Raw genomic sequence first — 22,080 nt, forward strand, 5'->3', positions numbered from 1 at the left:
CGCCACCTTCGCCCCCGGCTCGTCGGGCCATTCGTTCACGCGCCGCTCCTCCCGTTGGGCAGGGCTGGGGCCGCCTGGGCGCCCGCCAGCACATCCCGTCCGCACGCGATGTACTTTCGCCCGGCGGCGACCGCGTGGTCCACTGCCTGGGAGAGGGGTTCGGTCCCGCGCACCTTCGCGAACTTCACCAGCAGGGGCAGGTTGACCCCGGCCAGCACCTCGACCGGGCGCTCGCCGCCGGCCATCTGCATCGCGAGATTCGACGGCGTGCCGCCGAACATGTCCGTCAGGACGACGACGCCGTCGCCCTGGTCCACGGCCTCGATGGACTGCCGGATGTCGGTGCGCGTGTGATCCATGTCGTCGTCGGGGCCGATGCAGACCGTCGCCACCGCCTGCTGCGGTCCGACCACGTGTTCCATGGCGTGGCGCATCTCCTCGGCCAAGCGGCCGTGCGTGACGATAACCATGCCGATCATGATGACTGCGTCAGGGCCTCCCGCCCCGGTGCACGGCTGGCGCGCGATCCCGCTGCGCCAGCCGCGAGCTCACGGTGGACCAGTTCCACGCGCCAGCCTTGCGCCTTTAGATGGTGTGTCAGACGTTCCGCCGCCAGGACCGAGCGATGCTTGCCGCCCGTACATCCCAGCGCGATCGTCAGGTACTTCTTCCCCTCCTGTGCGTAGCGGGGCAAGAGCGGCCCGAGCATTTCGGTCATGCAGCGCCAGAAGGGGCCGAAATCGGGGTCCGCCTCGATATAGGCGGCCACGGCCGGGTCCTGGCCGGTCTCGGGGCGCAGCGCGTCCACGTAATGGGGGTTACGCAGGAAACGCATGTCGAAGACCAGGTCCGCTTCCCGCGGCAGCCCCTTCGCGTAGGAAAAGGAGACGACCGACACGCCCATGCCCCCGCCGGCCTCGGCGCCGAAGCGGCGTTCCACCATCCGGCGCAGGTCGGGCAGCGGCAGGTCCGAGGTGTCGACCAGCAGGTCGGCGGTCACGCGCAGCGGCTCCATCAGCGCCGCCTCCCGCCCGATGCCGTCGGCGACCGAGGCCCCGAGCGGCCCGCCCGGCGCCAGCGGGTGGCGCCGCCGCGTCTCGGTGTAGCGACGGAGCAGCACATCGGCCTCGGCCGTCGCGAAGACCAGGGTGACCGCGATATCCGGCCGCAGGCGCAGCCGTTCGAGCAGCCGCAGCGCGGCCGCCGCGTCGAAATCCCGCGTCCGGCTGTCCACCCCCGCCGCGAGCGGCTGGTCGCCGTCGCCCACCAGCGCCTCGAGCACCGAGAGGGGGGGGTTGTCGACCGTTTCGTAGCCGAGATCCTCGAGCACCTTGAGGATGGAGGCCTTGCCGGCCCCGGACAGGCCGGTCACCAGCACCACCTGCCGCCGCTGTGGGGGGACGCCGTCCATCACGTCCGGAAGGCTCCGGCGCGCTGCTGCGCACGCCCCAGGGCTGCGGCCAGCGCGAGTTCCACCTTGTCGCAGGCCGAAGCGTCGAATCCGTGCAGCGCGACGCGCGGCACCCCGGCCGGCATCCAGGACGCCGGCTGCGGCAGCCGGTCCACTGCCGCCCGTTCCACCAGCTCGACGACGAGGGCCAGACGCGCGCCCTCAGCCACTTTCAGCCCCTCGAAAATCCCGAGTCCCCTTACTTCCAGCAAGCCCTTCAGCGCGGCCGGCGCTCCCACGGCGCGGTCCGCGACCACCACCTGGTCGTCCGCCACCAGATCCCAGCCCCGGCCGATCAGCCTGAGCAGGAGATCCGACTTGCCGGCGCCCGGCGCTCCCAACACCAGAACCGCCGCCCCGTCGCGCGAGGCGCAACTCCCATGGACCAGCATTCCCAGCCCGGCCATCCCGTCCGAGCGGCGGACCATGGCAGAAATGGGGCACCAGTCAAAGCGCCGCCTCGTCGCCCCCTGAAACGGCCCATGGACACCCCTCCGGGTGCCGGGCACCTTCCTGGCGCCATGGTCACCCAAGACGACATCCGCGCCGCCGCGGCGCGCATCGCCCCCCATATCCGCCGCACGCCGGTGATCCGCCTCTCGGCCGAGGACACCGGCCTCGGCTTCCCGCTCACCCTGAAGCTGGAACAACTGCAGGTCACCGGGTCCTTCAAGCCGCGCGGGGCCTTCAACCGGATGCTGTCGGCCTCCGTGCCCCCCGCCGGCGTCATTGCCGCCTCGGGCGGCAACCACGGCATCGCGGTGGCCCATGCGGCCAGGATCCTGGGGGTGAAGGCGGAGATCTTCGTCCCCGAGATCACCTCCGAGGCCAAGCGGGCACGCATCGCCGAGACCGGCGCGACGCTGATGGTGGGCGGGGCGGCCTACGACCAGGCGCGCCGCGCCAGCGAGGCCCGCGCGGCCGAGACCGGGGCGCTGATCGTCCATGCCTATGACCAGGCCGAGGTCCTCGCCGGCCAGGGCACCGTGGGGCTGGAGTTCGAGGAGGACGCGCCGGACCTCACTCATCTCGTCGTCGCGGCGGGCGGCGGGGGGCTCTATGGCGGCATCGCCTCCTGGTACCAGGAGCGCGTCGACATGATCGTCGCCGAGCCCGACGAATGCCCGACCCTGCTCGCGGCGGGGCTGGCGGGGCAGCCGGTCGACGTGCCCTCGGGTGGCATCGCGGCCGACAGTCTCGGCGCCCGGCGGGTCGGGGCCCTGCCCTTCGAGGTGCTGTCGAGCGTCGGCGGCCGGCTGGTGGTGGTGAAGGACGACATGATCCGCACCGCGCAGCGCTGGCTGTGGGACCGGCTGCGCGTGGTGGCCGAACCCGGCGGCGCCACGGCCTTCGCCGTGGTGCTGGGCGGCGGCTGGACGCCGCCCGAAGCGGCCGAGGTCGGCGTGCTGGTCTGCGGGGCCAATTGCGACCCCGCCAGCATCCTGGGCTGACGCCGCTCAGCCCGCTTCCTGCGCCACGGTGACGGCCCCGCGCCGCACCGCGGCCTTGAGCGCGGCATGGTCGCGCTCGGCCTGGTCGGCATAGGCGATCGCGAAATCGCCCATCGCCTCGTCGAACTGGTCGCTCGACCCGAGGTAGCCGGCGATCTCCGCCACCTCGGACGCCTTGGCATGGGCGCGGGCGAGCGCCCAGCCGCAGATCTTGGCGTAGAGCAGCAGCAACTCCTCGTCGAAGCTTTCGACCAGCGGCTTGATCTTCGCGTCGCGGAGCTGGCGCACGTAGAATTCCCGCCCGCCCGGCCCCGTCACCCAGCCCAGGAAGACGTCGGAGGCCGGCTGCATCAGCCGCTGCCCCTCGACCACGCGCCGGCCATGGTGGGCGTAGGCGCTGGCTCCGGCATGGGGTTCGAGCACGGAGGCCACCGCCTCCTTGAATTGCAGGAACAGCGGGGCGTTGCCCGCCGACATCAGCAGCGCGATCCAGCAGCGCCGCCCGACGCTGCCGACGCCCACGACCTTGATCGCCGCATCCACCACCCGGTAGCGGTCGAGCAGCACGCGCCGGTCATCCGGCAGCGTTTCGCGATAGGCCGCGAAGACCTGGTCGAGTACGGCGCCGAATTCGGGGGCGCGCGCTTCCTCGGGGTGGAAGATCAGCGGCGGTGCGTCGCGAATGGCCGTCCGCCCGCCGACCACCCCGGCCAACTTCGGGAAGTCGAGCTCGGAGCCGGTCCCTGCCTGCGCCTTGGTGAGCCGCGCCGCGAGCAGGTCGCGCCGGGCCGCCGGCAGCGTGTCGAGCACGGCCTCCGCCGTGACCTGCGCGTACCAGACGTCGAGGGGGTGCATCTCGGCGAATTCGCGCAGGCGCTTGCGATAGCTGCGCGCGGCCGCGGCCGCCGCGTCGCGCCCGACGCTGTCCTTCATGTTCAGCGATCGCGCCGCCAGCACGAAGGAGGCCGAGAGCCGCTTCACATCCCATTCCCAGGGTGCCGGCAGCGTCTCGTCGAAATCGTTGATGTCGAAGAGGATGTTGCGCTCTGGTGTGGCGAAGCCGCCGAAATTCATCAGGTGGCAGTCGCCGCAGGCCTGCACGCGCAACTCGCTGGCCGGCGTGCCGGCGAGGTCCGCGGCCATGATCGCCGCCGATCCCCGGTAGAAGGCGAAGGGCGAGGCGAGCATGCGCCCATAGCGGATCGGCACCAGCTCGGGCAGGCGCTCGGGGTCGGATTGCTGCATCAAGGCGACCGGATCGAACCGGTTGGCCGGGCGCTTCCAGGCGGCGTGGGCATCGCGCGCCACCCGCTCGCGCAGCGCCTTGCCCGCCGCCAGGCGCTCGTCGAGCGCGTGGGGATGGGCCTCGGTCGCGCGGGGACCCGGCGATGCCGGGGACGGCGTCGTCGCGGGCTTCGAGCCGTTGCGGGACTTGGACGACTTCTTCATGGCGCTGCCTCCCGTCCCGATGTGCGGACGCGTGGCGGGTTCACGGTGGCGTCTACCTACGCCCGGCCTGCGGGCCTCACCTTGCGCCGGATCAAGTCCGCACGCACGGATTTCAGACCCGAGCGCCCGTCGCGGGGGGTCTTCCGCCCTGCCGAGAGACCGGCGCGGCGCCGGGCCGCAGGCGGCAGGACCGCCCTAGCGGGTCAGGCCCAGGCCTTGCGGATCCTCCCGCCGGGCCGCGTCGCGGTCTTCCTCGTCGAAGGCGGACCGGGCGATGGTCGCGTCCATGTGGCGCATGTAGCGACGCACCTCCGCCGCCCTCGGGTCGGTGCCGAGCACCTCCTCGAGGCCCGCCAGCGCGGCGCGCATCCGCCGCAGCACCTGGACGGAGGTCGCGCCGAAGACGCGGATCTCGTCGAAGGCGAGGGCCAGGTAGTCGCTCCAGCTCGGCACGGGGAAGCGCAGGCGGGGCACGCCCTCCCCGTCCGTCGCGATGCCCGCCGCCAGCGGGTGCCGGGCCAGGCGCCGCAGCAGGTCCTCGATCTGGTCGAGCGCCTGCACGGCCGTGGTCGGGTCGTTGATCGCCGGGGACAGCGCCTTGATCGCGACGTCGACCAGCAGCCGCAGCGGGTATTTCGGATCCTGTTCGAAGGTGCGATCGGCGCCGAGCCGCACGGCGCGGCGCAGTTCCGCCTCGGGCAGCGAAGCGCCCGAACCGCGCACCTGCAGCATCAGCGTGCCGTCGAGCACCATGTCGCCGACGGCGCAGTCCATCTCGATGGCCCCGCCGGCGCGGCGGGCCAGCGCGACGAGCGCGGGGACGTCGTAGCGCTCGACGTAGCGCGGCGGGCCGTCATGGCGCAGCACCTGCGTCACCGGCGCGTCGGTGCCGTGACCGGCGGCCGCCTGGGTTCCCGCGGCGCTTGCGGCGAGGCTCGCGCGGATCACCTCCCGCCCGCGGTCGCCGATGTAGCGCAGTGTCTCCGTCACCTGCAGGTCTCCCAGGCGCCGCATCAGCAGGGCGAAGACGATCATGCTGACGAAAAGCAGCCCGACTGCGAGGAGGGCCGAGAGAGCCAGCACTTTCGCCGACCCGTCCCGGTCGGTCCACGCCGTCGCCGCCAGGGCGTAGGTGAAGGTGGCGAAGAAGATGCCGAGCGCGTGGTAGAGGATCGGGTCGCGCGCGAAGCGCGCGGCGAAGCGCGGCGAGTAGCTGATCGCGCTGAACTGCAGCATGACGAAGGCGACCGAGAAGACGATGCCGGTCAGCGCCATCATCCCCGAGGAGATCCCCGACAGGATCGCGAGCGCCGCACTTGGCGAGACGCCGAGGTCGAGCCCCGGCATCAGCGCGTGCTCGAGCCGCGGCAGGAGGACGGCGCCGAGGAGGCTCGTCACGGAGTAGATCATCGGGATCAGCCAGACGGGCATGCGGGCTCTCCGGCGCGAGGGTGGCCGCGCGGGACCAGCATGGCATCCCGGCCCGGCGCTGGCACGGGGGCCGGCCTGCGCCCGACGCGCCTCGGCCCCCCTTGCAGGCCCGTCCGCCCCCTGCGATGCACCGTCATCGCCGAAGGAGAACCGTCCATGGCCCTGACCGCTGCCCAGAAGACCGCCCTTGAGGGCGTCACCACCGCGACGCTGACGACCGTCCTGCTCAAGAAGGGCGTGCGCTTCTGCTACATTGCGGGGTCCCGCCCGATCGTGCCGGGCAACACCAAGCGCATCGTCGGCCCCGCCTTCACCCTGCGCTTCACCCCGACGCGCGAGGACCTCGCCACCGTCGATTCCTGGTCCTCCCCCCGGTCGACCCGCGCGGCGATCGAGGCGATGCCGGAAGGCTGCGTCGCCGTCGCCGATGCGATGGGCAGCACCGCGGCCGGCATCTTCGGCGACATCCTCTGCGCGCGCATGGCGAAGAAGGGCGTGGCCGGCCTGGTGACGGACGGCGTGCTGCGGGACGGCGCGGGCGTGATCGGCACCGGCCTGCCGGTCTTCTGCCAGGGCTACGTCGCCCCCGCCTCGGTCGCCGCGCTGAACTTCGTGGGCTGGGAGGAGACGATCGGCTGCGGCGGCGTCACCGTGATCCCCGGCGACATCGTCGTGGCCGACGCCGACGGCGCGGTGGTGATCCCGCAGGCGATGCTCGACGCGGTGGTCGAGGCCGCGGTGGAGCAGGAGCGCCTCGAGGCCTGGATCATGACCGAGGTCGAGAAGGGCGTGCCGCTGCCGGGGCTCTATCCGCCGAACGCGGAGACGAAGGCACGGTACGAAGCGTCGAAGAAGTGAGTTCGAGCGCCGGCATCCGCCGGCTTGGCTTGCGCGCCGTGGACGGGACCGCCTGACGCGGCGGGCGGTCCGGGCGCGGTCGCGCCGCGCTCCCGGCCCGAGGCGCGGCCGCGGGCCGCGTCGTCACGAGGATCGCTATTCGAGGACGACGCGGGACGGCGTGACCACCACGCCGTTCGACCGGCCATTGGCCGCGAAGGTCTCGATGCGCGTCGCATAGCCTTGCGCGGAGACCATCCCCGTCGCGACGTCGATCGCCACCCGGGCGAAGATCGCGACGCGCGCATCGGACTCGCCACCCCGCAGCCGGCCGGCCAGCTCCACGGCGCAGCGGGCCACCAGTACCGGCCGCCCGCCGATCATCCCCGTGCTGTCGGGACGGCAGATGCCGCCGCGCGGCGATCCTTCGACCGGCAGGGGGAACTGATCGTTCGGCGCGATGCGTCGGCCCTCGAGGCTCAGCGTCGCGAACTGCTCCCGCCAGGCCGACAGCAGCGCGGCACGGCGCGCATCCTCGGGCGGCGCGGTGCCGTCGGCGCGCACCGCCTCGAAGGTGCCGATCCGCCCATCGACGCCGCGCTGCGCCGCGATCAGCAGGCCGGTCGGCTCGTGCCGGAGGGTCAGCCGCACGCCGTCGCCCTCGGGCCGCGCCTCCGTCACCGCCAGGCAATCGCGCTGCGGCGGTCGCCCGGGCCGCAGCGTCTGCTCGCGGCAGACGCGCCGCCACGGGCCCCAGGCCTCGCCACCGATGGTCACGGGCTGGCGCACCATGCGCGTCGGCCCGTCGAGCGGCAGCAGAGGCGCCGCCGTGCGCCAATCCGTCGTGCCCGGTTGTTGCGCCGCCGCCGGCTGGGCCGCGAGCAGCAACAGCGCGAGGAGACGCCGCGTCATTCCAGCCGCAGCCGCGAGACGCCGCGCAACGCCACCCGGGGCGTGCGGCCGGCGGCATCCGCCTCGACCACCAGGTCGGAAGCATAGCCATGGCGGAGCACCATGCCGGTCTCCACATCGATCGCGAAATGCCCGGCGAGGGTCATCGCGATGCGCTGGCCCGGCCCCCCGATCTGTCCCGTGCAATCGGCCAGCAGCGCCCGGCGCCCGACGATCTGCGCTTCCCCGGTCGCGCGGCAGTCGAGGCCTCCGCCGTCGACGGCAAAGTCGCGGCCGACATCGCCGAGCGGCAACGGCATGACGAAATGCCCGCTCGCCGGCACCACGGTCTGTTCGATGCCGTTGGCGCGGAGCGCCGTGCGGAACACCAGGCCCATCTGCTGGCGTTGCTCGGGGCTGGGCGGCGCGACACCCGCCGGCGGGATCACGGCCACCGCGCCCACCCGCCCCCCGGCATCGCGGGTCGTCGTGAAGACGATGGGCGGCGCCGTGCCGCGGGCTTCGGTCAGCAGGGTGAGGTGCCAGGTCCCCGCTTCCTCGCGCGCCGCGGCGACGTCGAAACAGGTGGGGGATCCGATTTCCGCCTCCCTGCCATCCTCGCGCAGGGCCCCATGCGCGACGCAGAGCCGCCGGAACGACCCCCATCCGGTGCCGCCGACCGTGACCGGACCGGCGAAGGGCGTGACCGGCCCGTCCGTGACCACCCACGGCGCCCGCGCCATCAGGGCGGCGGTGTCCTCGGCTCGCGCGGGCGCGGCTGCCAGCAGCAGCAGCGCGACGATCAGGTCAGGCCGCCGCATGGACATCCGCCTGCAGATGGGCCCCCTGCCGGCGCAGCGCCGCGCGGATGGCACGTGGGGCGACCGCACGGGGTTCGATCCCCGCATCGGCCGCCAGCGCCGCGGCGACGCCCGCCGCCTGCCCGGTCAGCCAGCATTGGGGGATCTCCCGCAGGAAGGAATGGGACGTCGCGTCGCAGGCGAGGTGCCGCCCGGGTGCGAGCAGCCCGTCGAGACGTTCGGGCACCAGCGCGCCATAGGGCACCGAGACATTGGCGAATTTCGGCGCGAGGGAGGGCGAGACGCCGATCTCGTCCGCATGCACCCGCCCGTCCCACATCTCGCGCGTCACGCTGGTCGCGCCGCGCAGACGTCGTGCATGCCGCACCCCGATCTGCGGCGCGGAGAGCATGAGCGACGCGGTCTCGAATCCCGGCGCGTCGCGACGATAGATCCGCAGGTGTTCGAGCATCAGCCGGTGGCTGCGGATCTCGATCTCGCTGAGGTCGTCCACCTGCGTCGCATCGTAGCCCGCCAGGCGCGGGCCCATGAACAGCGCGACGTCGTCGCGCCAGGACACGAAGGCCTTGTCGAACAGTCCGATCTCCGCCTTGCCGCGCGCGAGGAAGGCCGAGAACTCCGACGGCTTCTCCGCCCGCCAGGCGAGGAAGCGCGGCATGTCCACATGCGCGAACATCCAGGAGGTGTTGATGCAGTGGTGGATGTCGCGCTCATCCGTGTCGCTGTCGGAGGCCGCGCCGGCGCGGGCGTAGAGATCGCCGTCGCCGGTCGCGTCCACCACCACCTTCGCGAGCACCGCGCGGCGGCCCTGCTTGCTCTCGAACACCGCGCCGCGCACGGCGCCGTCGATCAGCACCGGCTCGGCGCCCCAGGCGTGGAACAGCACGTCCGCGCCCGCTTCCAGCACCATCGCGAGCGCCGTCGCCTTCATCCATTCCGGATCGCAGGTCGGCGAATGGGTCACGATGCCGTGGAAGGCCGCCGTCCGCGCCGCCCACCAGGCCGCCGTCGCCGCGTCCCGTGCGCCCCACAACGCCGGCGGCGGACCCGCCACCGCGTCCTTCGGCAGCCGGTCGAGGTATTCCTCGGCGAAGCCGCGAATGACGCGGTTCCCGTTCCAGTCCGTCATCCGGTCGATCCAGATGACGAGGCCGCCGGTCGACAGGCCGCCCAGGTGGTTGTGCCGTTCCAGCAGCAGCGTCCGCGCGCCGAGCCGCCCCGCGGCCACGGCCGCCGCCGTGCCGGCCGGACCGCCGCCCACCACCAGCACGTCGCATTCGGCATGCACCGGCACCTCGCGCGCCGCTTCCCGCACCACCTTGCCGGTGGGCGGGCGGCGCGGGCCGCGTTCGGTGCGGAACACCTCCGACTGGAAGATCAGCCGGCCGCCATCCTTGGTTTCCATGGTCGCGAGACTATCCCGTCGCCCTGCCGCGCGGCTAGAACGGTCGGCATGACGCGGACGGCACGACGTTGCGACCTGCGGCCCGCGCGGCCGAGCGCCCGCCTGGGCGGCCGGGCGCAGCCAAGCCGGCGCCTGATGTGAGCGGATCCGCCCTCGACGCCCTGCGCGACGGGCTGGCCCGCGGCATGGCGCGCTTCCTGGCCCCGGCGCGCCTTCCGGATGGCTTTGCCCCCGCCTTCGCCCATGCCCCCCGCGGCACCCGCTTCGAGGTCGGGGCCAATGCGGCCGCGGCCGAGGCGCTGGCCCATCCGCTGCTCGGCGGCGCGGAGGGGGCGGTCGAGCTCCTGCTCTCGCTTGTCGCTGCCGGCCGGGTGCCGCGCAGCCTCGGTCCTGCACGGATCGCGGTGGAGGACGAGACCCCGCGATCCTTCCGCATCGCGACGCCGCACCACCGCTTCGAGGGCAACCTGCTGCGCGGGGAGATCCGTCAGTTCCTCCCCGGCGAGGACGGCCCCCGCGCGCTGCTGCATTCGGGGAACCTGGTCGAGTTCACCTGGCGCGGCCGCAAGCATTGCCTCGATGTCGAGGATGCCATCGCGCGGGCGGCGATCGAGCCGACCGATCACGGCGTGCGCCTGGTGCATGAAGGCATGGTCGCGGGGCAGGGGCGCTTTTCGCGCGGCGCTGCCACCGAGCTGGCGACGCTGCGCTACGCCTATGAGATCCGCGCCGACAGTCCCGCCGTGACGCTGACCGTGACGTTGACGCCGGTCGCCGGCGTGACGCTGGACCGCGTGCGCGTCACCACCGCCTGCGACGGCATGAGCGCCGGCGATGGCGCGGATTTCGGGACGTTGGTGTTCGGGGAAGGCGAGGCCGCGCGCCGCGTGCCGAGCCCGAACGGCGAGAATGTCACGCTGCACGAAGGGCCCGTCGCGGCCTTTGGCGCGCGGCAGGACCGCGCTGCGGCGCGCGCCCTGTCGCTGACCATCCGCCCCTGCGGCCCGGCGCCGCTGTTGAGCGTCAAGGCGAGTGGCCCCGCCGAGGGCCGCCTGCACTGGCTGCTGACGCGCTACGCCGCCGAACGGCTTACTGCAGGTGCGGCACTGGAGGCGCGCGAGGAGCGCGTGCTGCTGCGCGGCCTCGCTGCCCCGCTCGCGGTGCCGCGGGGCGCGGAGGCGAGCATGGCCGCGCCCATCGCCGCGGTTGCGCTGGCGCTCGCGACCCACGCGCTGCTCGCGCCCGGGGAACGCGGGGCGGCGCTGCGCGACGGCGCCGCCCGCGCGCTGATCGCCTTCGATGCCGAAGGCGCCGCCCCGGCGGACATCGCCCAGGCGTTGATGGCGGCCGAGGCGCTGCACCGCCTTACCGGCGAGGCGACGCTCGCACCGCGCATGGAGGCGCTGGCCGCCGCACTGATCGCCGCGCAGCGCGACGCCGGCGTGTTCCGCGACGTCGGCGCCGCGCGCGGGACCGTGGCCGACCATGCCACGGCACTCCTGGCCCTGGCCCGCCGCCAGATGCTGGCGCCGTCCGAGGCGCAGGGCGAGGCGATCCGCCGCGGCGTCGCGGCGATCGGGCTGGCGACGGTGGATGGGCCCCTCGACGTGCTCGCGCTGCGGAGGGAAGGCGATGTGCCCGCCATCGCGACCGAGGACCTCGCACGCCTGCTGCGCGCGCTGCGCGCCGTGCAGGCCGCGCGCGCCGCGCGGCGGCTCGCCATGCCGGAGGAGGAGGCCCGCCGCCTCGCCTTCCTCGCCGAGACCGCCACGACGCTGCTGCAGGCCCGCATCCGGCCCGAGGGCGACGCGCTGATCGTGGCCGCCGGCGCGCCCGGCTCCGCGTCCTCGCTCGCCGCCCAGGCGGCGACGCTCGCCGCCCTGCTGCCGCCCGAGAGCGCGGCGGTCCGGGTGGCGGCCTGATCCCCGCCCGGCTAGGCTCCGCCCCCATGCGTATCCTGCTGATCGTCTCGGGCTCGGTCGCCGCCTACAAGGCGCTGGAACTGACGCGCCTGCTCCGCCGCGACGGCGACGAGGTCATGGCCGTGCTGACCGCCGGCGGCGCGCGCTTCGTTACGAAGGAGGCGCTGGCCGCCATCACCGGCCAGCGCGTGCATGACGATCTCTGGGCCGCGGAGGCCGAGATCGGCCATATCCGCCTGGCACGCTGGCCCGATCTCATCGCCGTGGTGCCGGCCTCGGCCGACCTGCTGGCCAAGATGGCGCATGGGCTGACGGACGACCTCGCGACCTGCGTGCTGCTCGCCACGCGCGCGAAGGTGCTGGTCGCGCCCGCGATGAACCCCGCCATGTGGGCGCATCCGGCGACACAGGCGAACATGGCGGCACTTCGTGCGCGCGGCGTGATCGTGGCGGGGCCCGATGACGGGCCGATGGCCGAACCCGAAAGCGGGCCCGGCCGCCTCATGGAACCGCCCGCGCTGCGCGATGCGATCCGCGCCGTGCTGGCGGATGGCCCGCTCGCCGGGAAGCACGTGGTCGTCACCAGCGGGCCGACGCATGAACCGATCGACCCCGTGCGCTACATCGCCAACCGGTCCTCGGGGAAGCAGGGGCATGCCATCGCCGGCGCGCTCGCCGCGCTGGGCGCGAAGGTGACGCTGGTCAGCGGCCCGGTCGCGCAGCCCGACCCGCCCGGCGTGCGCGTGGTGCGGATCGAATCCGCGCGCGACATGCTCGCCGCCTGCGAGGCCGCGCTGCCCGCCGATGCCGCCGTCTGTGCCGCCGCGGTGGCCGACTGGCGCACTGCACGCGCCGCCGACCAGAAGCTGAAGAAGGTGCCGGGCGAGGCGCCGCCGCCGCTCGACCTGGCGCTGAACCCGGACATCCTCGCGACGCTCTCGGCGGCGGGACCGTCGCGCCCGCGCCTCGTCGTCGGCTTCGCGGCGGAGACCGAGAACGTCGTCGCCAATGCCGTGACGAAGCGCGCCAAGAAGCGCTGCGACTGGATCGTCGCCAACGATGTCTCGGGGGACGTCATGGGTGGCGCGGAAAACGCTGTCCATCTGGTGACGGACGCCGGCGTCGAGGACTGGCCGCGCATGGCGAAGGAAGAGGTCGCGCGCCGCCTCGCCGCGCGCATCGCGGAGGCATTGCAGTGACCATCCCCGTCATCGACGTCGTCCGCCTGCCCCACGCGCAGGACCTGCCGCTGCCCTCCTACGCCACCGAGGGCGCGGCGGGGATGGACCTGCTGGCCGCGGTGATGTCCGCGGTCGTCATCCCGCCGGGCGGGCGGATGCTGGTGCCGACCGGCCTGCGCATCGCCATTCCCGCCGGCTACGAGTTGCAGGTGCGCCCGCGATCGGGCCTCGCGCTCAAGAACGGCATCGTGCTGCCGAACAGCCCCGGGACGATCGACGAGGATTACCGCGGCGAGCTCGGCGTCATCGTCATGAACGCGGGCGACGCGCCCTTCACGGTAGAACGCGGGATGCGCATCGCGCAGGCGGTCCTTGCCCCCGTGGTGCGCGCTGCCTGGCGGGAGGTCGCGGAGCTGCCGGACACCGCGCGCGGCGCCGGCGGATTCGGATCGACCGGGACCGGCTGACCGCCGCGCGGCGCGCGGCAGGGTGGGAGGAAAACGCATGCCGACCGATGCCCAGGGCCAGGCCCTGACCGCAGCCTCGGACGCCGCCGCGGCGGCCTACGACCATGTCGTGCAGGGCTACCTGAAGTATCGCGCCGATGCCGGGCTGCGGCTGAAGGCGGCACTCGCCCTCGACCCGGAGATGGCGATGGGCCAGGTGCTGCAGGGCGCCTTCGCCATGCTCGCCTACAACACGCAGCACGTGCCGCGCGCGCGGGAGGCTGCGACCGCGGCTGCGCGCTTCGCCGGCAACGACCGGGAGCGCGCGCATGCCGCGGCGCTGATGCGCTGGGCGGACGGCGACGTGGACGGCGCGCTCGGGGCGTGGGAGGCGATCCTCGCGCAGCATCCGCGCGACATCCTCGCCTTCCGGCTGCACCATTTCTGCGCCTTCTGGCTCGGCCGTGCGGGGCAGATGCTGCGTTCGGTCGACGCGGTCGGGCCGCATTGGTCCGAGGCCGTGCCGGGCTTCGGCAGCATCCTCGCCTGCCGCTGCTTCGCCAATGAGGAATGCGGCCATTACACCGAGGCCGAGGAAGCCGGCCGCGCCGCCGTCACGCTCGATCCCGGCGATCTCTGGGCGACGCACGGCGTGGCGCATGTGCTCGAGATGCAGGGCCGTCGCGGCGAGGGCATCGCCTGGCTCAAGGCGCTCGAGCAGCATTGGGACGGCGGGTCGAACCTGCTGCATCACCTCTGGTGGCACCGCGCGATGTATCACCTCGAGCGTGGGGAGCATGACGAGGTGCTCGACCTGTATGACCGCGGCTTCCGCAACCTCGGCAGTGCGCTGACCCAGGCGATGCCGGACCTCTACATCGACGTGCAGAACGCGGCGTCGATGCTGTTCCGGCTCCGGCGCCAGGGCGTCGATGTCGGCAACCGGTGGGAGGAACTCGCCGACAAGGCCGAGGCGCGGATCGGGGACTGCCTGTCCGCCTTCACCCTGCCGCACTGGATGATGGCGCTGACGGCGACCGGGCGCTTCCAGGCCGCGGCGCGGATGCTGGACGGGATGCGGGAGGCGGCGTCGAAGCCCGGCACCATCGCGCCGATCCTGCGCGACGCCGCGATCCCGGTGTCGGAGGCGGTGCTCGCCCATGCCCAGGGCGACCATGCGCGGGCGGTGGAGGTGATGCGACCCGCCCTGTCCGTGATGCACCGCATGGGCGGCAGCCACGCGCAGCAGGACGTGCTGGAGCAGTTGTTCCTCGACGCGGCGATGAAGGCCGGCGCGACGGAGGATGCGCGGATGCTGCTCGAACGCGTGGCGGGGCGGCATCCGGTCGCGCCGGAACGGCGGGCGGGGTACGCGGAGGCGGCAAAGGCCGTGCGGCACTAGGCGTGCTGCCGAGAGGGGCGCCGCCCCTCTCGGGCTCTCCCCGCCAAAGGCCGAAAGGCCTTTGGGAACCATCACTTGGTTCCAGCGCGGCGACTGCCCGGCTTGGCGCCGGGTATCGGTTTCCAAAGGCCCTTCGGCCTTTGGCGGGGAGGTTTGGACGGGCAGTGCCCCTCCATCACCCGCCCTATTTCAACCGCCAGATCTCCACCGGCCCCCGTTCCTCCGGCACCGCGGCGACGAGGTCGTAGTTCTCCTGGAGCGCCTCATCGACCATCGCGGCGATGCGCGGGCGGACGTTCGGCCACCAGCCGCGGTCCACCACGATCACCTGCGGGTTGGTCGACAGGATGCGCTCGACCTCCTCGTTCGGGTCGATGCCGGTGACGCTCCAGTAGCGGCCGACGAGCTGGTCGGGAAAGGCGAAGCGCGTCGCGAGGCCCGCCTTGGCAAGCACGTAGACGGCCGGATGGTAGTTCACCACCCAGATCGGTTCGCCGGGCTCGATCTCCTGCCGCACCGCGCGGGCGACGGCGCGCACCGGGTCGGGCGACCCGAGCCCGATCGCGCTGTAGAGACGCGGGATGGTGGAGGATCGCCAGGCATCGGTCGCGACGCCGCCGACGATGACCGCGAAGGCCAGCACCACGAGGCTTGGCCGCGCCACGCGCGCCAGCCGGCGCGCGCCGAGCGCCGCGAGCAGCGACAGCGGCGGGATCCAGATCAGGTAGTAGTGCTGGAAGTACATGCCCGGCATCACGACGGCGGCCGTCGCCGCGGCGAACCAGACGATCGCGAGGCGCCGCAGCAGCGCGACGGGGCCCTGCTTCACCCGCGGCCGCGCCACCGCCGGGATCACCAGCATGAAGGCCCAGAACAGGATCATCGCCGCGATCAGCGTGTAGCGCCCGGCATCGAGCAGCCCGACGCGCGCGCCCGCGTACCGCATGGGAGCGAGGAAGGCGCCGACCACGAAGTCGTCGAGATGCCCGCGCACCCAGTAGGCAAGGCCGAAGAGCAGCGTCGGCGAGGCGCAGAGCACGGTATAGGCGACGGCGTAGAGCAGCACGCGCGACGTCGGCAGCAGGCCGCGCCACCAGGCGGGTCCGACCAGCAGCAGCCAGGCGAGGCAGCCCTCGAACACCGCGACCGGCTTGATCGCGAGCGCGAAGCCGATCATCACGCCCATCGCGAGGATCTTGCGGAAGGGCGGCGCCTCGTTGTTCTCGAGCGCGCGGCGTGCCGCGCGCAGGCCGAGCGCCATCGACCACGCCGTCAGCGGCGCGAAGAGCACTTCCGTGTTGGTCGCAAGCCCGCCGAGCAGCGTGGTGTGCGCGAGGTACAGCAGCCCGGCCGCGAGCCCGATCGCCGGCGGCGCGGTGGCGAAGCGCACCATGGCGTAGAGCGCCCAGGCGGTGAGCCAGGTGCCGAGCAGCCCGAGCAGCCGCGGCACCCAGATCTGTTCGCCGAGCAGCCCCATGATGGCGGCGAAGAGGGCCGGCGCGCCCACGGGGTGCATGTCCCACACCGCGTCGAGCGGCCAGTTCCCGCGCAGCCATTCGCGGGCCTGCAGCATGTACAGGCCTTCGTCGGAATCGATCACCGCCGCGGCAAAGGAGAAGGCGCGCAGCAGGGCGGCCGCGACCAGCAGGATGAGCGGCACCGACGCGCCGCGCAGGGCCCGCCGCATGCGCGAGCCCGCCGCGACGCGGCGCGACACCGTGGGCGTGGACGCTGCGAGGGTCTCGGGGGAGGTGCCGTCGGGGCTCATGGGGTGCCGCCCGGTGCGCCTCACGGCGCCGGGCGCATCTCCTTCCAGGGCGCCGCGCGCTCGTATCCGTAGGCGGCGCGGTAGACCGTCGCCTCGTCGAAGCAGCGGCCGACGAGCTGCAGCGACAGCGGCAGCCCCTCGGCCTGCGACAGGCCACACATCAGCGTCAGCGCCGGATGGCCGGTGACGTTGAAGGGCGTGCGCGCCTGGCGCGGATAGGTGATCTCCACGGCCTCGGGATCGTCGATGCGGCAGGCCGGATCCATGGAGGAGGCGGTGAGCAGCAGGTCGCACGCCCGAAGCGCATCCTCGACCGCGGCGAACAATTCCCGCCGGCGGCGCTGTGCCTGCACGTAGTCCTCCGCGCGCACAAACAGGCCCGGGGCGAGGCGCTTGCGCGTCAGGTTCGAATAGCCCTCCGGCGCCTCGCGCAGCCAGCTTCCGTGGATGGCCGCGGCCTCGGAGAGCAGGATGGCGCGGTTCACGCCGGCGAATTCGGTGAGCGGCGGCAGGGTGATGGTCCTCACCTTCGCCCCTTCTTTCGCCATGACGCGCGCGGCGGTTTCGAGGGCGGCGGCGACCTCGGCCGTGGCGGGCTGGTCGGTCTCGTGGAAGTGGCGGACGAAGCCGATGGTCAGACCCTTCAGCCCCTTCCGCAGATGACGGGCTTGGCTGGCCGACCGGCGCGCGACGCTGCCGGGATCCTCCGGATCGTGCCCAGCGATGGCGTTCAGCAGCATCGCGTTGGAGGCGACGTCCTTGGTCATCGGCCCGACATGGTCGAGCGTATAGGCGAGCGGGAAGACGCCGCGGCGGGACACGAGGCCGTAGGTCGGCTTCATGCCGACGATGCCGCAATGGCTCGCCGGATGCCGCACCGACCCGCCGGTGTCGGTGCCGAGCGCGGCGGGCAGGATGTTCGCCCCCACGATCGACCCCGAACCGGAGGAGGACCCGCCCGGGTGATGCGCCGTGTTCCACGGATTGCGCGCCGGCGGGAAGGGCAGGTCGAAGGCGGGCCCGCCGATGGCGAATTCATGCGTGGCGAGTTTCACGGGGAACACCGCGCCCGCCGCACGCAGCCGCCCGACGGCGTCCGCGTCCGCGCTCTTCATGTTGTCGAGCAGATGCCGCGAATGGCAGGTGGTCGGGTGGCCGGCCAGGTCGATGATGTCCTTCAGCCCGACCGGCAGCCCGTCGAGCGGCGACCGCGGCCCCGAGCGCGCGATGCGGCGCGCGGCCTTCTTCGCGTCCTCCCGCGCCGCGTCCCACAGCGGCAGGATGGTGGTGTTGAGCCGGGGTTCCAGCGCCTCGAAGCGGGCGCGCAGGGCATCGAGGTATTCGACCGGCGAGACGCGGCGCCGCGCGATCGCGGCCGAGGCCTCGGCCAGCGTCAGTTCGTGCAGCGGCTTCATCGCGGAGCCTGCCGCGGCGTCACCGCGAAGGCGGGCATCGGCTCGGCACGTTCGTCGGCGGGTCGCGGGAAGGCGGTGGCGAGACGCTTCGCATGCGCGACCGCCTCGGCGATTTCCGCGCCGCGGTCGCGCCACGCATCTCCCAGGCCCGCGGCGCGGGCCAGTGCTTCGTCGTCTGTCATGGTCTCCCGACCCCCGGATCTTCCAGGCACGGCAAGGTGCCGCAAAAGGGCCGGGGACGAAAGTTGCGCCGTCCCGGTGGCGACGGCGTGGCGAAGGTCAGGCGGCGGCGCGGCGCATCACGCCCGAGAGCAGCGAATAGGCAGCCGTCCAGGCCTCCGAGGCGTCCTTGGTCCAGGCCTCGCCGAGGCCCTTTTCCAGCGTCCAGAGCAGCGCGGCGCCGACGCTGTCGTATTGTTCCGCGGTCACGCCGTAGTTGACGTGGCGGCGGGCGAGCGCCTCCGCCGCCGGAACGATGTCGGCCGGGCGGGACAGGCCCGCGACGACCGAGTTCAGCATGAGCATGAGCTTGCGCTTCTGCTCCGGCAGCGTGTCCGACTTGAAGAGCGGCCGTGACGTCGGGTCGATCGCGAAGAGCCGATCGTAGAAGAGGTCCGCGGCGGTATCCGCGATGGGCAGCACCTGCTTCCAGGTATCCTGCACGATGCGAGTCTGGTCCGGGGTCATGCCTGCCTCCATCCAACCCGCGCCGAGCCTAGTCTTGTGCGATGCGGCCACGCAGCAAGGATCGTCACAGAAACGAACAGGCGGTCCCCGCTCGGCCCAGCCGGCCGGGTCGTGATCCACGGGTTGATGAGGCGGCAGAATCACTTCCTATAGGTTGATGCGGACATGGATTTTCCGCCCACCCCGTTCCGGCGTATGGATCGCGGCATGACGCAGGCACCGAACCTCCCGCTCGCCGGGCTCAAGATCGTCGAGCTCGGCCACTACATCGCCGCGCCCTTCGCGACGCGGCTGCTGGCCGACCTCGGTGCCGAGGTGGTGAAGGTCGAGCCGCCCGGCGGCGATCCGGTGCGCGGCTGGGGCTCGAGCATCGAGGGCAACGCCGTCTGGTTCAGCGTGCATGGCCGCAACAAGCTGTCGGTCACGCTCGACCTCAAGAAGGCGGAGGACCGCGATAAGCTCGCCGCGCTGCTGAAGCGCGCCGATGCGCTGATCGAGAACTTCCGCGCCGGCTACCTCGAGCGCATCGGCCTCGGCCCCGATGTGCTGCACCAGGCGAATCCGCGCCTCGTGATCGGGCGGATCTCCGGCTACGGGCAGGAAGGCCCCTATCGCGACAAGCCGGCCTTCGGCGCGATCGGGGAGGCGATGGGCGGCCTGCGCCACCTCACGGCCAATCCGGGGCAGACCGAATACCCCCCGCCGCGCTGCGGCGTGTCGATCAGCGACGACCTCGCGGGGATGTACTGCGCCATGGCGGTCACCGCGGCCTGCTGGCAGGTGAAGGGCGACCCGGCGGCGAAGGGGCGCGTGGTCGATGTCGACCTGGTGTCCAGCGTCTTCTCGCTGATGGAAGGCATGCTGCCGGAATACGGCCTGTTCGGCTGGGTGCGGCAGCCGCAGGGGGCGGCGATCAAGACCGCGGCGCCGACCAACACCTATCCCTGCGCCGACGGGAAGTGGCTGTGCATCGCCGGCAATTCCGACCTGATCTTCAAGCGGCTGATGGCCGCCATCGGGCGGCCCGCCATGGCCGAGGACCCGCGCTTCGCCAACAATGCCGGGCGCTGCGAGAACGTCGCCGAGCTCGACGCCGCCATCGCCGCCTGGACGAAGACGAAGCCCGCCACGGAAGCCGAGGCGATCCTCGAGGCCGCCGAGGTGCCCTGTTCGCGCCTGTTCGACATGGCGGATTGCGCCAACGACCCGCATTTCCGCGACCGCGGCTGGGTGATGGAGGTGCAGGACCCGCTGCTTGGGCAGGTGCTGCATCCCGCCGCCCCCTTCCGCTTCGACGGCGTCAGCCCGCAGCAGATGGTGCGCTGGCCGGGGCCGCCGGCCGGGGCCCACAACGACAAGGTCTTCGCCGCCGTCGCGCGTGGCGAGACCCGGCCGATCTCTCCCTGAACCAACCAAGGACAAGAACGATGACGAAGATCACAGCCGCGCTGCGCGGCATGCCGGCGCTGCGCTTCGGCGCGATGGCGCTGCTCGGCTCCGCGGTGCTCGCGGCGTCCGCGCAGATCAGCCTGCCGATGTGGCCGGTGCCGGCGACGCTGCAGTCGCTGGCGGTGCTGCTGCTGGGCGCGCTCGGCGGGTCACGCCTGGGCGCGGCGAGCGTCGGGCTCTACCTCGCCGAAGGCGCGATGGGCCTGCCCGTCTTCGCCCATGGCACGGCCGGGATCGCGGTGCTGGCAGGCCCGACGGCCGGTTACCTGCTCGGCTTCCTGCCCGCGGCCTGGGTCGCGGGCCTGGCCGGTTCGTCCTGGCCGCGCCAGGCGCTGGTGCTGACGGCCGCGCATCTTCTGCTGTTCGTGCCGGGTGTCGCCTGGCTCGCCGGCTTCGTCGGCTGGGAGCGCGCGGTGATGGCCGGCTTCGTGCTGTTCCTGCCGGGCACGGTCGTGAAGACGGCGCTCGCGGTCGCGGTGCTGCGGGTGACTCGCCGAGGCTAAGGCCCGATCCGGAGAGGCGCCTGCCCTCTCCGGATCCCCGCCATGGCCGAAAGGCCGCTGCAAGCGGAGTATTGGTGCACGGCGCCGTGGAACTCGTCCCGGTGTCGTTGCGTCACGCCCGATCTTCGGAAGACTCGCGGCGCCTGACGGAGTGCGGGGACGAGAGGGACGGCGCGCTGTCCTGTACCCGCCATTGCCCTCGACGGCGATGGATGCGTATCTGGGCGGGCTCTCACTCGAAAACAATCACGTCGACTGCCCACGAATACGCCAGGGAACCCGCACATATGCTTGACGGCCACCTCCTCGGCGGGGCGCTGTCGCGCCTCGACGAAGCTGCTCGCCATATCCAGATCGACCCGGACGTCATCGAACGCCTGAAATACGCGCGCGAGATGACCAAGGTCCGGCTGATGATCCGCATGGATGACGGGTCCCGCAAATCCTTCATCGCCTGGCGCTGCCGCTACGACGACACGCGCGGTCCGACCAAGGGCGGCATCCGCTTCCACCCCGACGCCTCGGCCGAGGAGGTCGAGACCCTCGCCTTCTGGATGACCATGAAGTGCGCGGTGATGGATCTGCCGTATGGCGGGGGGAAGGGCGCGGTGCGGCTCGATCCGCGCAGCCTGTCCCGGGCGGAGCTCGAACGGCTCTCCCGTGCCTACGTGCAGGCCTTCTCCAAGGTGATCGGGCCGGATCGCGACATTCCGGCCCCGGATGTCTACACCAACGCCATGATCATGGGCTGGATGGCGGACGAATACGCCTCCATCCGCGGCGAGCCCGTGCCGGCCGTGATCACGGGCAAGCCGATCGCGCTCGGTGGCTCGCTCGGCCGCAACGACGCGACGGCGCGTGGCGGCTACTACCTCGTGAACCGGCTGGCGGCGGATCTCGGTCTCGGGGCCGGGATGCGCGTCGCGGTGCAAGGCTTCGGCAATGCCGGGCAATTCATCGCGGAACTCCTCGCCGCCGATGGGCACCGCATCGTGGCGGTCTCGGACTCCCGTGGCGCGGTGGCCTGCGAGGCGGGCCTCGACGTCGCTGCGCTGATCGCGCTGAAGGCCGAAGGCCAGCCGGTGACCGCGCTGACCGGGCCCGGCGTCGCCGCGGTCACGGATGCGGAGGTGATCGGCGCGGCATGCGACCTTCTGGTCCCGGCCGCGCTCGAGGACATGATCCATGGCGGCAACGCGGGGTCGGTGCGGGCGAAGGTGGTTCTCGAGCTCGCCAACGGTCCGGTGACGCCGGAGGCCGACCGCATCCTCGAGGCGCGGGGCACCGTGGTGCTGCCCGACATCCTCGCGAATGCCGGCGGCGTCACGGTCTCCTACTTCGAGTGGGTGCAGAACCGGCAGGGCTACTACTGGACGCTCGAGGAGATCCAGGAGCGGCTGCGGTCGGTGATGGAGCGGGAGGGCGCGCGCATCTGGGCGATCGCGCGGGAGAAGCACGTCTCGGTGCGCACCGCCGCCTATATCCACGCCCTGAAGCGCCTGGCCGCCGCCATCGAGGCGCACGGCACGCAACAGTTCTTCGCGGGCTGACGCCGGGACGAGGGAAGCTCCC

At 72.7% G+C, this 22,080-nt stretch carries 21 protein-coding genes; 9 read left to right on the forward strand and 12 right to left on the reverse strand.

Going from position 1 to position 22,080, the window contains the following annotated elements:
* Window positions 1-35 precede the first annotated feature (35 nt).
* Genes GWK16_RS07800 through GWK16_RS07810 form a run of 3 tightly spaced genes read right to left on the reverse strand, consistent with a single transcriptional unit; the run spans window position 36 to window position 1,878 of the window.
* Complete coding sequence (locus GWK16_RS07800) at window positions 36-479, reverse strand: PTS sugar transporter subunit IIA (RefSeq protein WP_170053374.1); 444 nt, start codon at window positions 477-479, stop codon at window positions 36-38.
* A complete protein-coding gene (gene rapZ, locus GWK16_RS07805; protein WP_170053794.1) occupies window positions 476-1,411 on the reverse strand; it encodes an RNase adapter RapZ in 936 nt (311 codons plus the stop codon). The genes GWK16_RS07800 and rapZ overlap by 4 nt, the downstream gene beginning before the upstream one ends.
* Entirely contained in the window at window positions 1,411-1,878 is a 468-nt protein-coding gene (locus tag GWK16_RS07810) for an HPr kinase/phosphorylase (protein WP_170053375.1), read from the reverse strand. Before GWK16_RS07810 ends, rapZ begins: the two co-directional genes overlap by 1 nt.
* A gap of 54 nt (window positions 1,879-1,932) precedes the next feature.
* Between GWK16_RS07810 and GWK16_RS07815 the strand changes: the two genes are divergently transcribed.
* Complete coding sequence (locus GWK16_RS07815; protein ID WP_248291214.1) at window positions 1,933-2,901, forward strand: threonine/serine dehydratase; 969 nt, start codon at window positions 1,933-1,935, stop codon at window positions 2,899-2,901.
* A 6-nt stretch (window positions 2,902-2,907) separates the two neighbouring features.
* Here GWK16_RS07815 and GWK16_RS07820 read toward each other — a convergent pair whose 3' ends face one another.
* Together GWK16_RS07820 and GWK16_RS07825 are read right to left on the reverse strand one after the other, a co-directional pair.
* Entirely contained in the window at window positions 2,908-4,350 is a 1,443-nt protein-coding gene (locus GWK16_RS07820; protein ID WP_170053376.1) for a DUF2252 domain-containing protein, read from the reverse strand.
* A gap of 195 nt (window positions 4,351-4,545) precedes the next feature.
* Window positions 4,546-5,781, reverse strand: coding sequence for a DUF2254 domain-containing protein (locus tag GWK16_RS07825; RefSeq protein ID WP_170053377.1), 1,236 nt, complete (start codon window positions 5,779-5,781; stop codon window positions 4,546-4,548).
* Window positions 5,782-5,937: 156 nt separating this feature from the next.
* Between GWK16_RS07825 and GWK16_RS07830 the strand changes: the two genes are divergently transcribed.
* Entirely contained in the window at window positions 5,938-6,639 is a 702-nt protein-coding gene (locus GWK16_RS07830; protein WP_170053378.1) for a ribonuclease activity regulator RraA, read from the forward strand.
* Window positions 6,640-6,774: 135 nt separating this feature from the next.
* Here GWK16_RS07830 and GWK16_RS07835 read toward each other — a convergent pair whose 3' ends face one another.
* From GWK16_RS07835 to GWK16_RS07845, 3 genes are read right to left on the reverse strand one after another with little or no spacing between them, the layout of a single operon-like run.
* Window positions 6,775-7,530, reverse strand: coding sequence for a hypothetical protein (locus GWK16_RS07835; protein WP_170053379.1), 756 nt, complete (start codon window positions 7,528-7,530; stop codon window positions 6,775-6,777).
* Window positions 7,527-8,330 carry a hypothetical protein gene (locus tag GWK16_RS07840; protein WP_170053380.1) on the reverse strand — a complete coding sequence of 268 codons (804 nt, stop codon included), beginning with the start codon at window positions 8,328-8,330 and terminating at the stop codon, window positions 7,527-7,529. The genes GWK16_RS07835 and GWK16_RS07840 overlap by 4 nt, the downstream gene beginning before the upstream one ends.
* Window positions 8,317-9,735 carry an FAD-dependent oxidoreductase gene (locus tag GWK16_RS07845; protein ID WP_170053381.1) on the reverse strand — a complete coding sequence of 473 codons (1,419 nt, stop codon included), beginning with the start codon at window positions 9,733-9,735 and terminating at the stop codon, window positions 8,317-8,319. Before GWK16_RS07845 ends, GWK16_RS07840 begins: the two co-directional genes overlap by 14 nt.
* A gap of 137 nt (window positions 9,736-9,872) precedes the next feature.
* Here GWK16_RS07845 and GWK16_RS07850 point away from each other — a divergent pair, with 137 nt between their 5' ends.
* Genes GWK16_RS07850 through GWK16_RS07865 form a run of 4 tightly spaced genes read left to right on the forward strand, consistent with a single transcriptional unit; the run spans window position 9,873 to window position 14,686 of the window.
* Window positions 9,873-11,657: a hypothetical protein gene (locus GWK16_RS07850; protein ID WP_170053382.1), complete on the forward strand. Its 1,785-nt coding sequence runs from the start codon at window positions 9,873-9,875 to the stop codon at window positions 11,655-11,657.
* A gap of 26 nt (window positions 11,658-11,683) precedes the next feature.
* Window positions 11,684-12,856 (forward strand): bifunctional phosphopantothenoylcysteine decarboxylase/phosphopantothenate--cysteine ligase CoaBC, encoded by a 1,173-nt coding sequence (coaBC, locus tag GWK16_RS07855; RefSeq protein WP_170053383.1) that lies wholly within the window; start codon window positions 11,684-11,686, stop codon window positions 12,854-12,856.
* Window positions 12,853-13,305, forward strand: a complete 453-nt coding sequence (gene dut / locus GWK16_RS07860; RefSeq protein ID WP_170053384.1) for a dUTP diphosphatase — start codon at window positions 12,853-12,855, stop codon at window positions 13,303-13,305. Before coaBC ends, dut begins: the two co-directional genes overlap by 4 nt.
* Before the next feature lie 37 nt (window positions 13,306-13,342).
* A complete protein-coding gene (locus GWK16_RS07865; RefSeq protein WP_170053385.1) occupies window positions 13,343-14,686 on the forward strand; it encodes a tetratricopeptide repeat protein in 1,344 nt (447 codons plus the stop codon).
* A 184-nt stretch (window positions 14,687-14,870) separates the two neighbouring features.
* Here GWK16_RS07865 and GWK16_RS07870 read toward each other — a convergent pair whose 3' ends face one another.
* The 4 genes from GWK16_RS07870 to GWK16_RS07885 form a co-directional block, all read right to left on the reverse strand.
* Window positions 14,871-16,454, reverse strand: coding sequence for a glycosyltransferase family 39 protein (locus GWK16_RS07870; protein ID WP_170053386.1), 1,584 nt, complete (start codon window positions 16,452-16,454; stop codon window positions 14,871-14,873).
* Window positions 16,455-16,474: 20 nt separating this feature from the next.
* Window positions 16,475-17,869, reverse strand: coding sequence for an amidase (locus tag GWK16_RS07875; RefSeq protein ID WP_170053387.1), 1,395 nt, complete (start codon window positions 17,867-17,869; stop codon window positions 16,475-16,477).
* Entirely contained in the window at window positions 17,866-18,051 is a 186-nt protein-coding gene (locus GWK16_RS07880; protein ID WP_170053388.1) for a hypothetical protein, read from the reverse strand. The genes GWK16_RS07875 and GWK16_RS07880 overlap by 4 nt, the downstream gene beginning before the upstream one ends.
* Window positions 18,052-18,148: 97 nt before the next feature.
* Complete coding sequence (locus tag GWK16_RS07885) at window positions 18,149-18,556, reverse strand: globin family protein (RefSeq protein ID WP_170053389.1); 408 nt, start codon at window positions 18,554-18,556, stop codon at window positions 18,149-18,151.
* A gap of 207 nt (window positions 18,557-18,763) precedes the next feature.
* Here GWK16_RS07885 and GWK16_RS07890 point away from each other — a divergent pair, with 207 nt between their 5' ends.
* The 3 genes from GWK16_RS07890 to GWK16_RS07900 all read left to right on the forward strand — a co-directional run bounded on the left by GWK16_RS07890 (window position 18,764) and on the right by GWK16_RS07900 (window position 22,058).
* Window positions 18,764-19,963, forward strand: coding sequence for a CaiB/BaiF CoA transferase family protein (locus tag GWK16_RS07890; protein WP_170053390.1), 1,200 nt, complete (start codon window positions 18,764-18,766; stop codon window positions 19,961-19,963).
* Window positions 19,964-19,983: 20 nt separating this feature from the next.
* Window positions 19,984-20,508: a biotin transporter BioY gene (locus GWK16_RS07895; RefSeq protein WP_170053391.1), complete on the forward strand. Its 525-nt coding sequence runs from the start codon at window positions 19,984-19,986 to the stop codon at window positions 20,506-20,508.
* A 287-nt stretch (window positions 20,509-20,795) separates the two neighbouring features.
* Window positions 20,796-22,058: a Glu/Leu/Phe/Val family dehydrogenase gene (locus GWK16_RS07900; RefSeq protein WP_170053392.1), complete on the forward strand. Its 1,263-nt coding sequence runs from the start codon at window positions 20,796-20,798 to the stop codon at window positions 22,056-22,058.
* The last annotated feature ends 22 nt before the right edge of the window (window positions 22,059-22,080 follow it).

Source organism: Neoroseomonas marina (genome assembly GCF_012927745.1).
In the GTDB taxonomy this organism is placed as follows: Bacteria; Pseudomonadota; Alphaproteobacteria; order Acetobacterales; family Acetobacteraceae; genus Neoroseomonas; species Neoroseomonas marina.

Excerpts from the sequence above, each read along its gene's own strand:
- GWK16_RS07800 (WP_170053374.1), bottom strand. The coding sequence starts at position 479 with ATGATCGGCATGGTTATCGTCACGCACGGCCGCTTGGCCGAGGAGATG.
- rapZ (WP_170053794.1), bottom strand. The coding sequence starts at position 1,411 with ATGGACGGCGTCCCCCCACAGCGGCGGCAGGTGGTGCTGGTGACCGGC.
- GWK16_RS07810 (WP_170053375.1), bottom strand. The coding sequence starts at position 1,878 with ATGGTCCGCCGCTCGGACGGGATGGCCGGGCTGGGAATGCTGGTCCAT.
- GWK16_RS07815 (WP_248291214.1), top strand. The coding sequence starts at position 1,933 with ATGGACACCCCTCCGGGTGCCGGGCACCTTCCTGGCGCCATGGTCACC.
- GWK16_RS07820 (WP_170053376.1), bottom strand. The coding sequence starts at position 4,350 with ATGAAGAAGTCGTCCAAGTCCCGCAACGGCTCGAAGCCCGCGACGACG.
- GWK16_RS07825 (WP_170053377.1), bottom strand. The coding sequence starts at position 5,781 with ATGCCCGTCTGGCTGATCCCGATGATCTACTCCGTGACGAGCCTCCTC.
- GWK16_RS07830 (WP_170053378.1), top strand. The coding sequence starts at position 5,938 with ATGGCCCTGACCGCTGCCCAGAAGACCGCCCTTGAGGGCGTCACCACC.
- GWK16_RS07835 (WP_170053379.1), bottom strand. The coding sequence starts at position 7,530 with ATGACGCGGCGTCTCCTCGCGCTGTTGCTGCTCGCGGCCCAGCCGGCG.
- GWK16_RS07840 (WP_170053380.1), bottom strand. The coding sequence starts at position 8,330 with ATGCGGCGGCCTGACCTGATCGTCGCGCTGCTGCTGCTGGCAGCCGCG.
- GWK16_RS07845 (WP_170053381.1), bottom strand. The coding sequence starts at position 9,735 with ATGGAAACCAAGGATGGCGGCCGGCTGATCTTCCAGTCGGAGGTGTTC.
- coaBC (WP_170053383.1), top strand. The coding sequence starts at position 11,684 with ATGCGTATCCTGCTGATCGTCTCGGGCTCGGTCGCCGCCTACAAGGCG.
- GWK16_RS07865 (WP_170053385.1), top strand. The coding sequence starts at position 13,343 with ATGCCGACCGATGCCCAGGGCCAGGCCCTGACCGCAGCCTCGGACGCC.
- GWK16_RS07870 (WP_170053386.1), bottom strand. The coding sequence starts at position 16,454 with ATGAGCCCCGACGGCACCTCCCCCGAGACCCTCGCAGCGTCCACGCCC.
- GWK16_RS07875 (WP_170053387.1), bottom strand. The coding sequence starts at position 17,869 with ATGAAGCCGCTGCACGAACTGACGCTGGCCGAGGCCTCGGCCGCGATC.
- GWK16_RS07880 (WP_170053388.1), bottom strand. The coding sequence starts at position 18,051 with ATGACAGACGACGAAGCACTGGCCCGCGCCGCGGGCCTGGGAGATGCG.
- GWK16_RS07885 (WP_170053389.1), bottom strand. The coding sequence starts at position 18,556 with ATGACCCCGGACCAGACTCGCATCGTGCAGGATACCTGGAAGCAGGTG.
- GWK16_RS07890 (WP_170053390.1), top strand. The coding sequence starts at position 18,764 with ATGACGCAGGCACCGAACCTCCCGCTCGCCGGGCTCAAGATCGTCGAG.
- GWK16_RS07895 (WP_170053391.1), top strand. The coding sequence starts at position 19,984 with ATGACGAAGATCACAGCCGCGCTGCGCGGCATGCCGGCGCTGCGCTTC.
- GWK16_RS07900 (WP_170053392.1), top strand. The coding sequence starts at position 20,796 with ATGCTTGACGGCCACCTCCTCGGCGGGGCGCTGTCGCGCCTCGACGAA.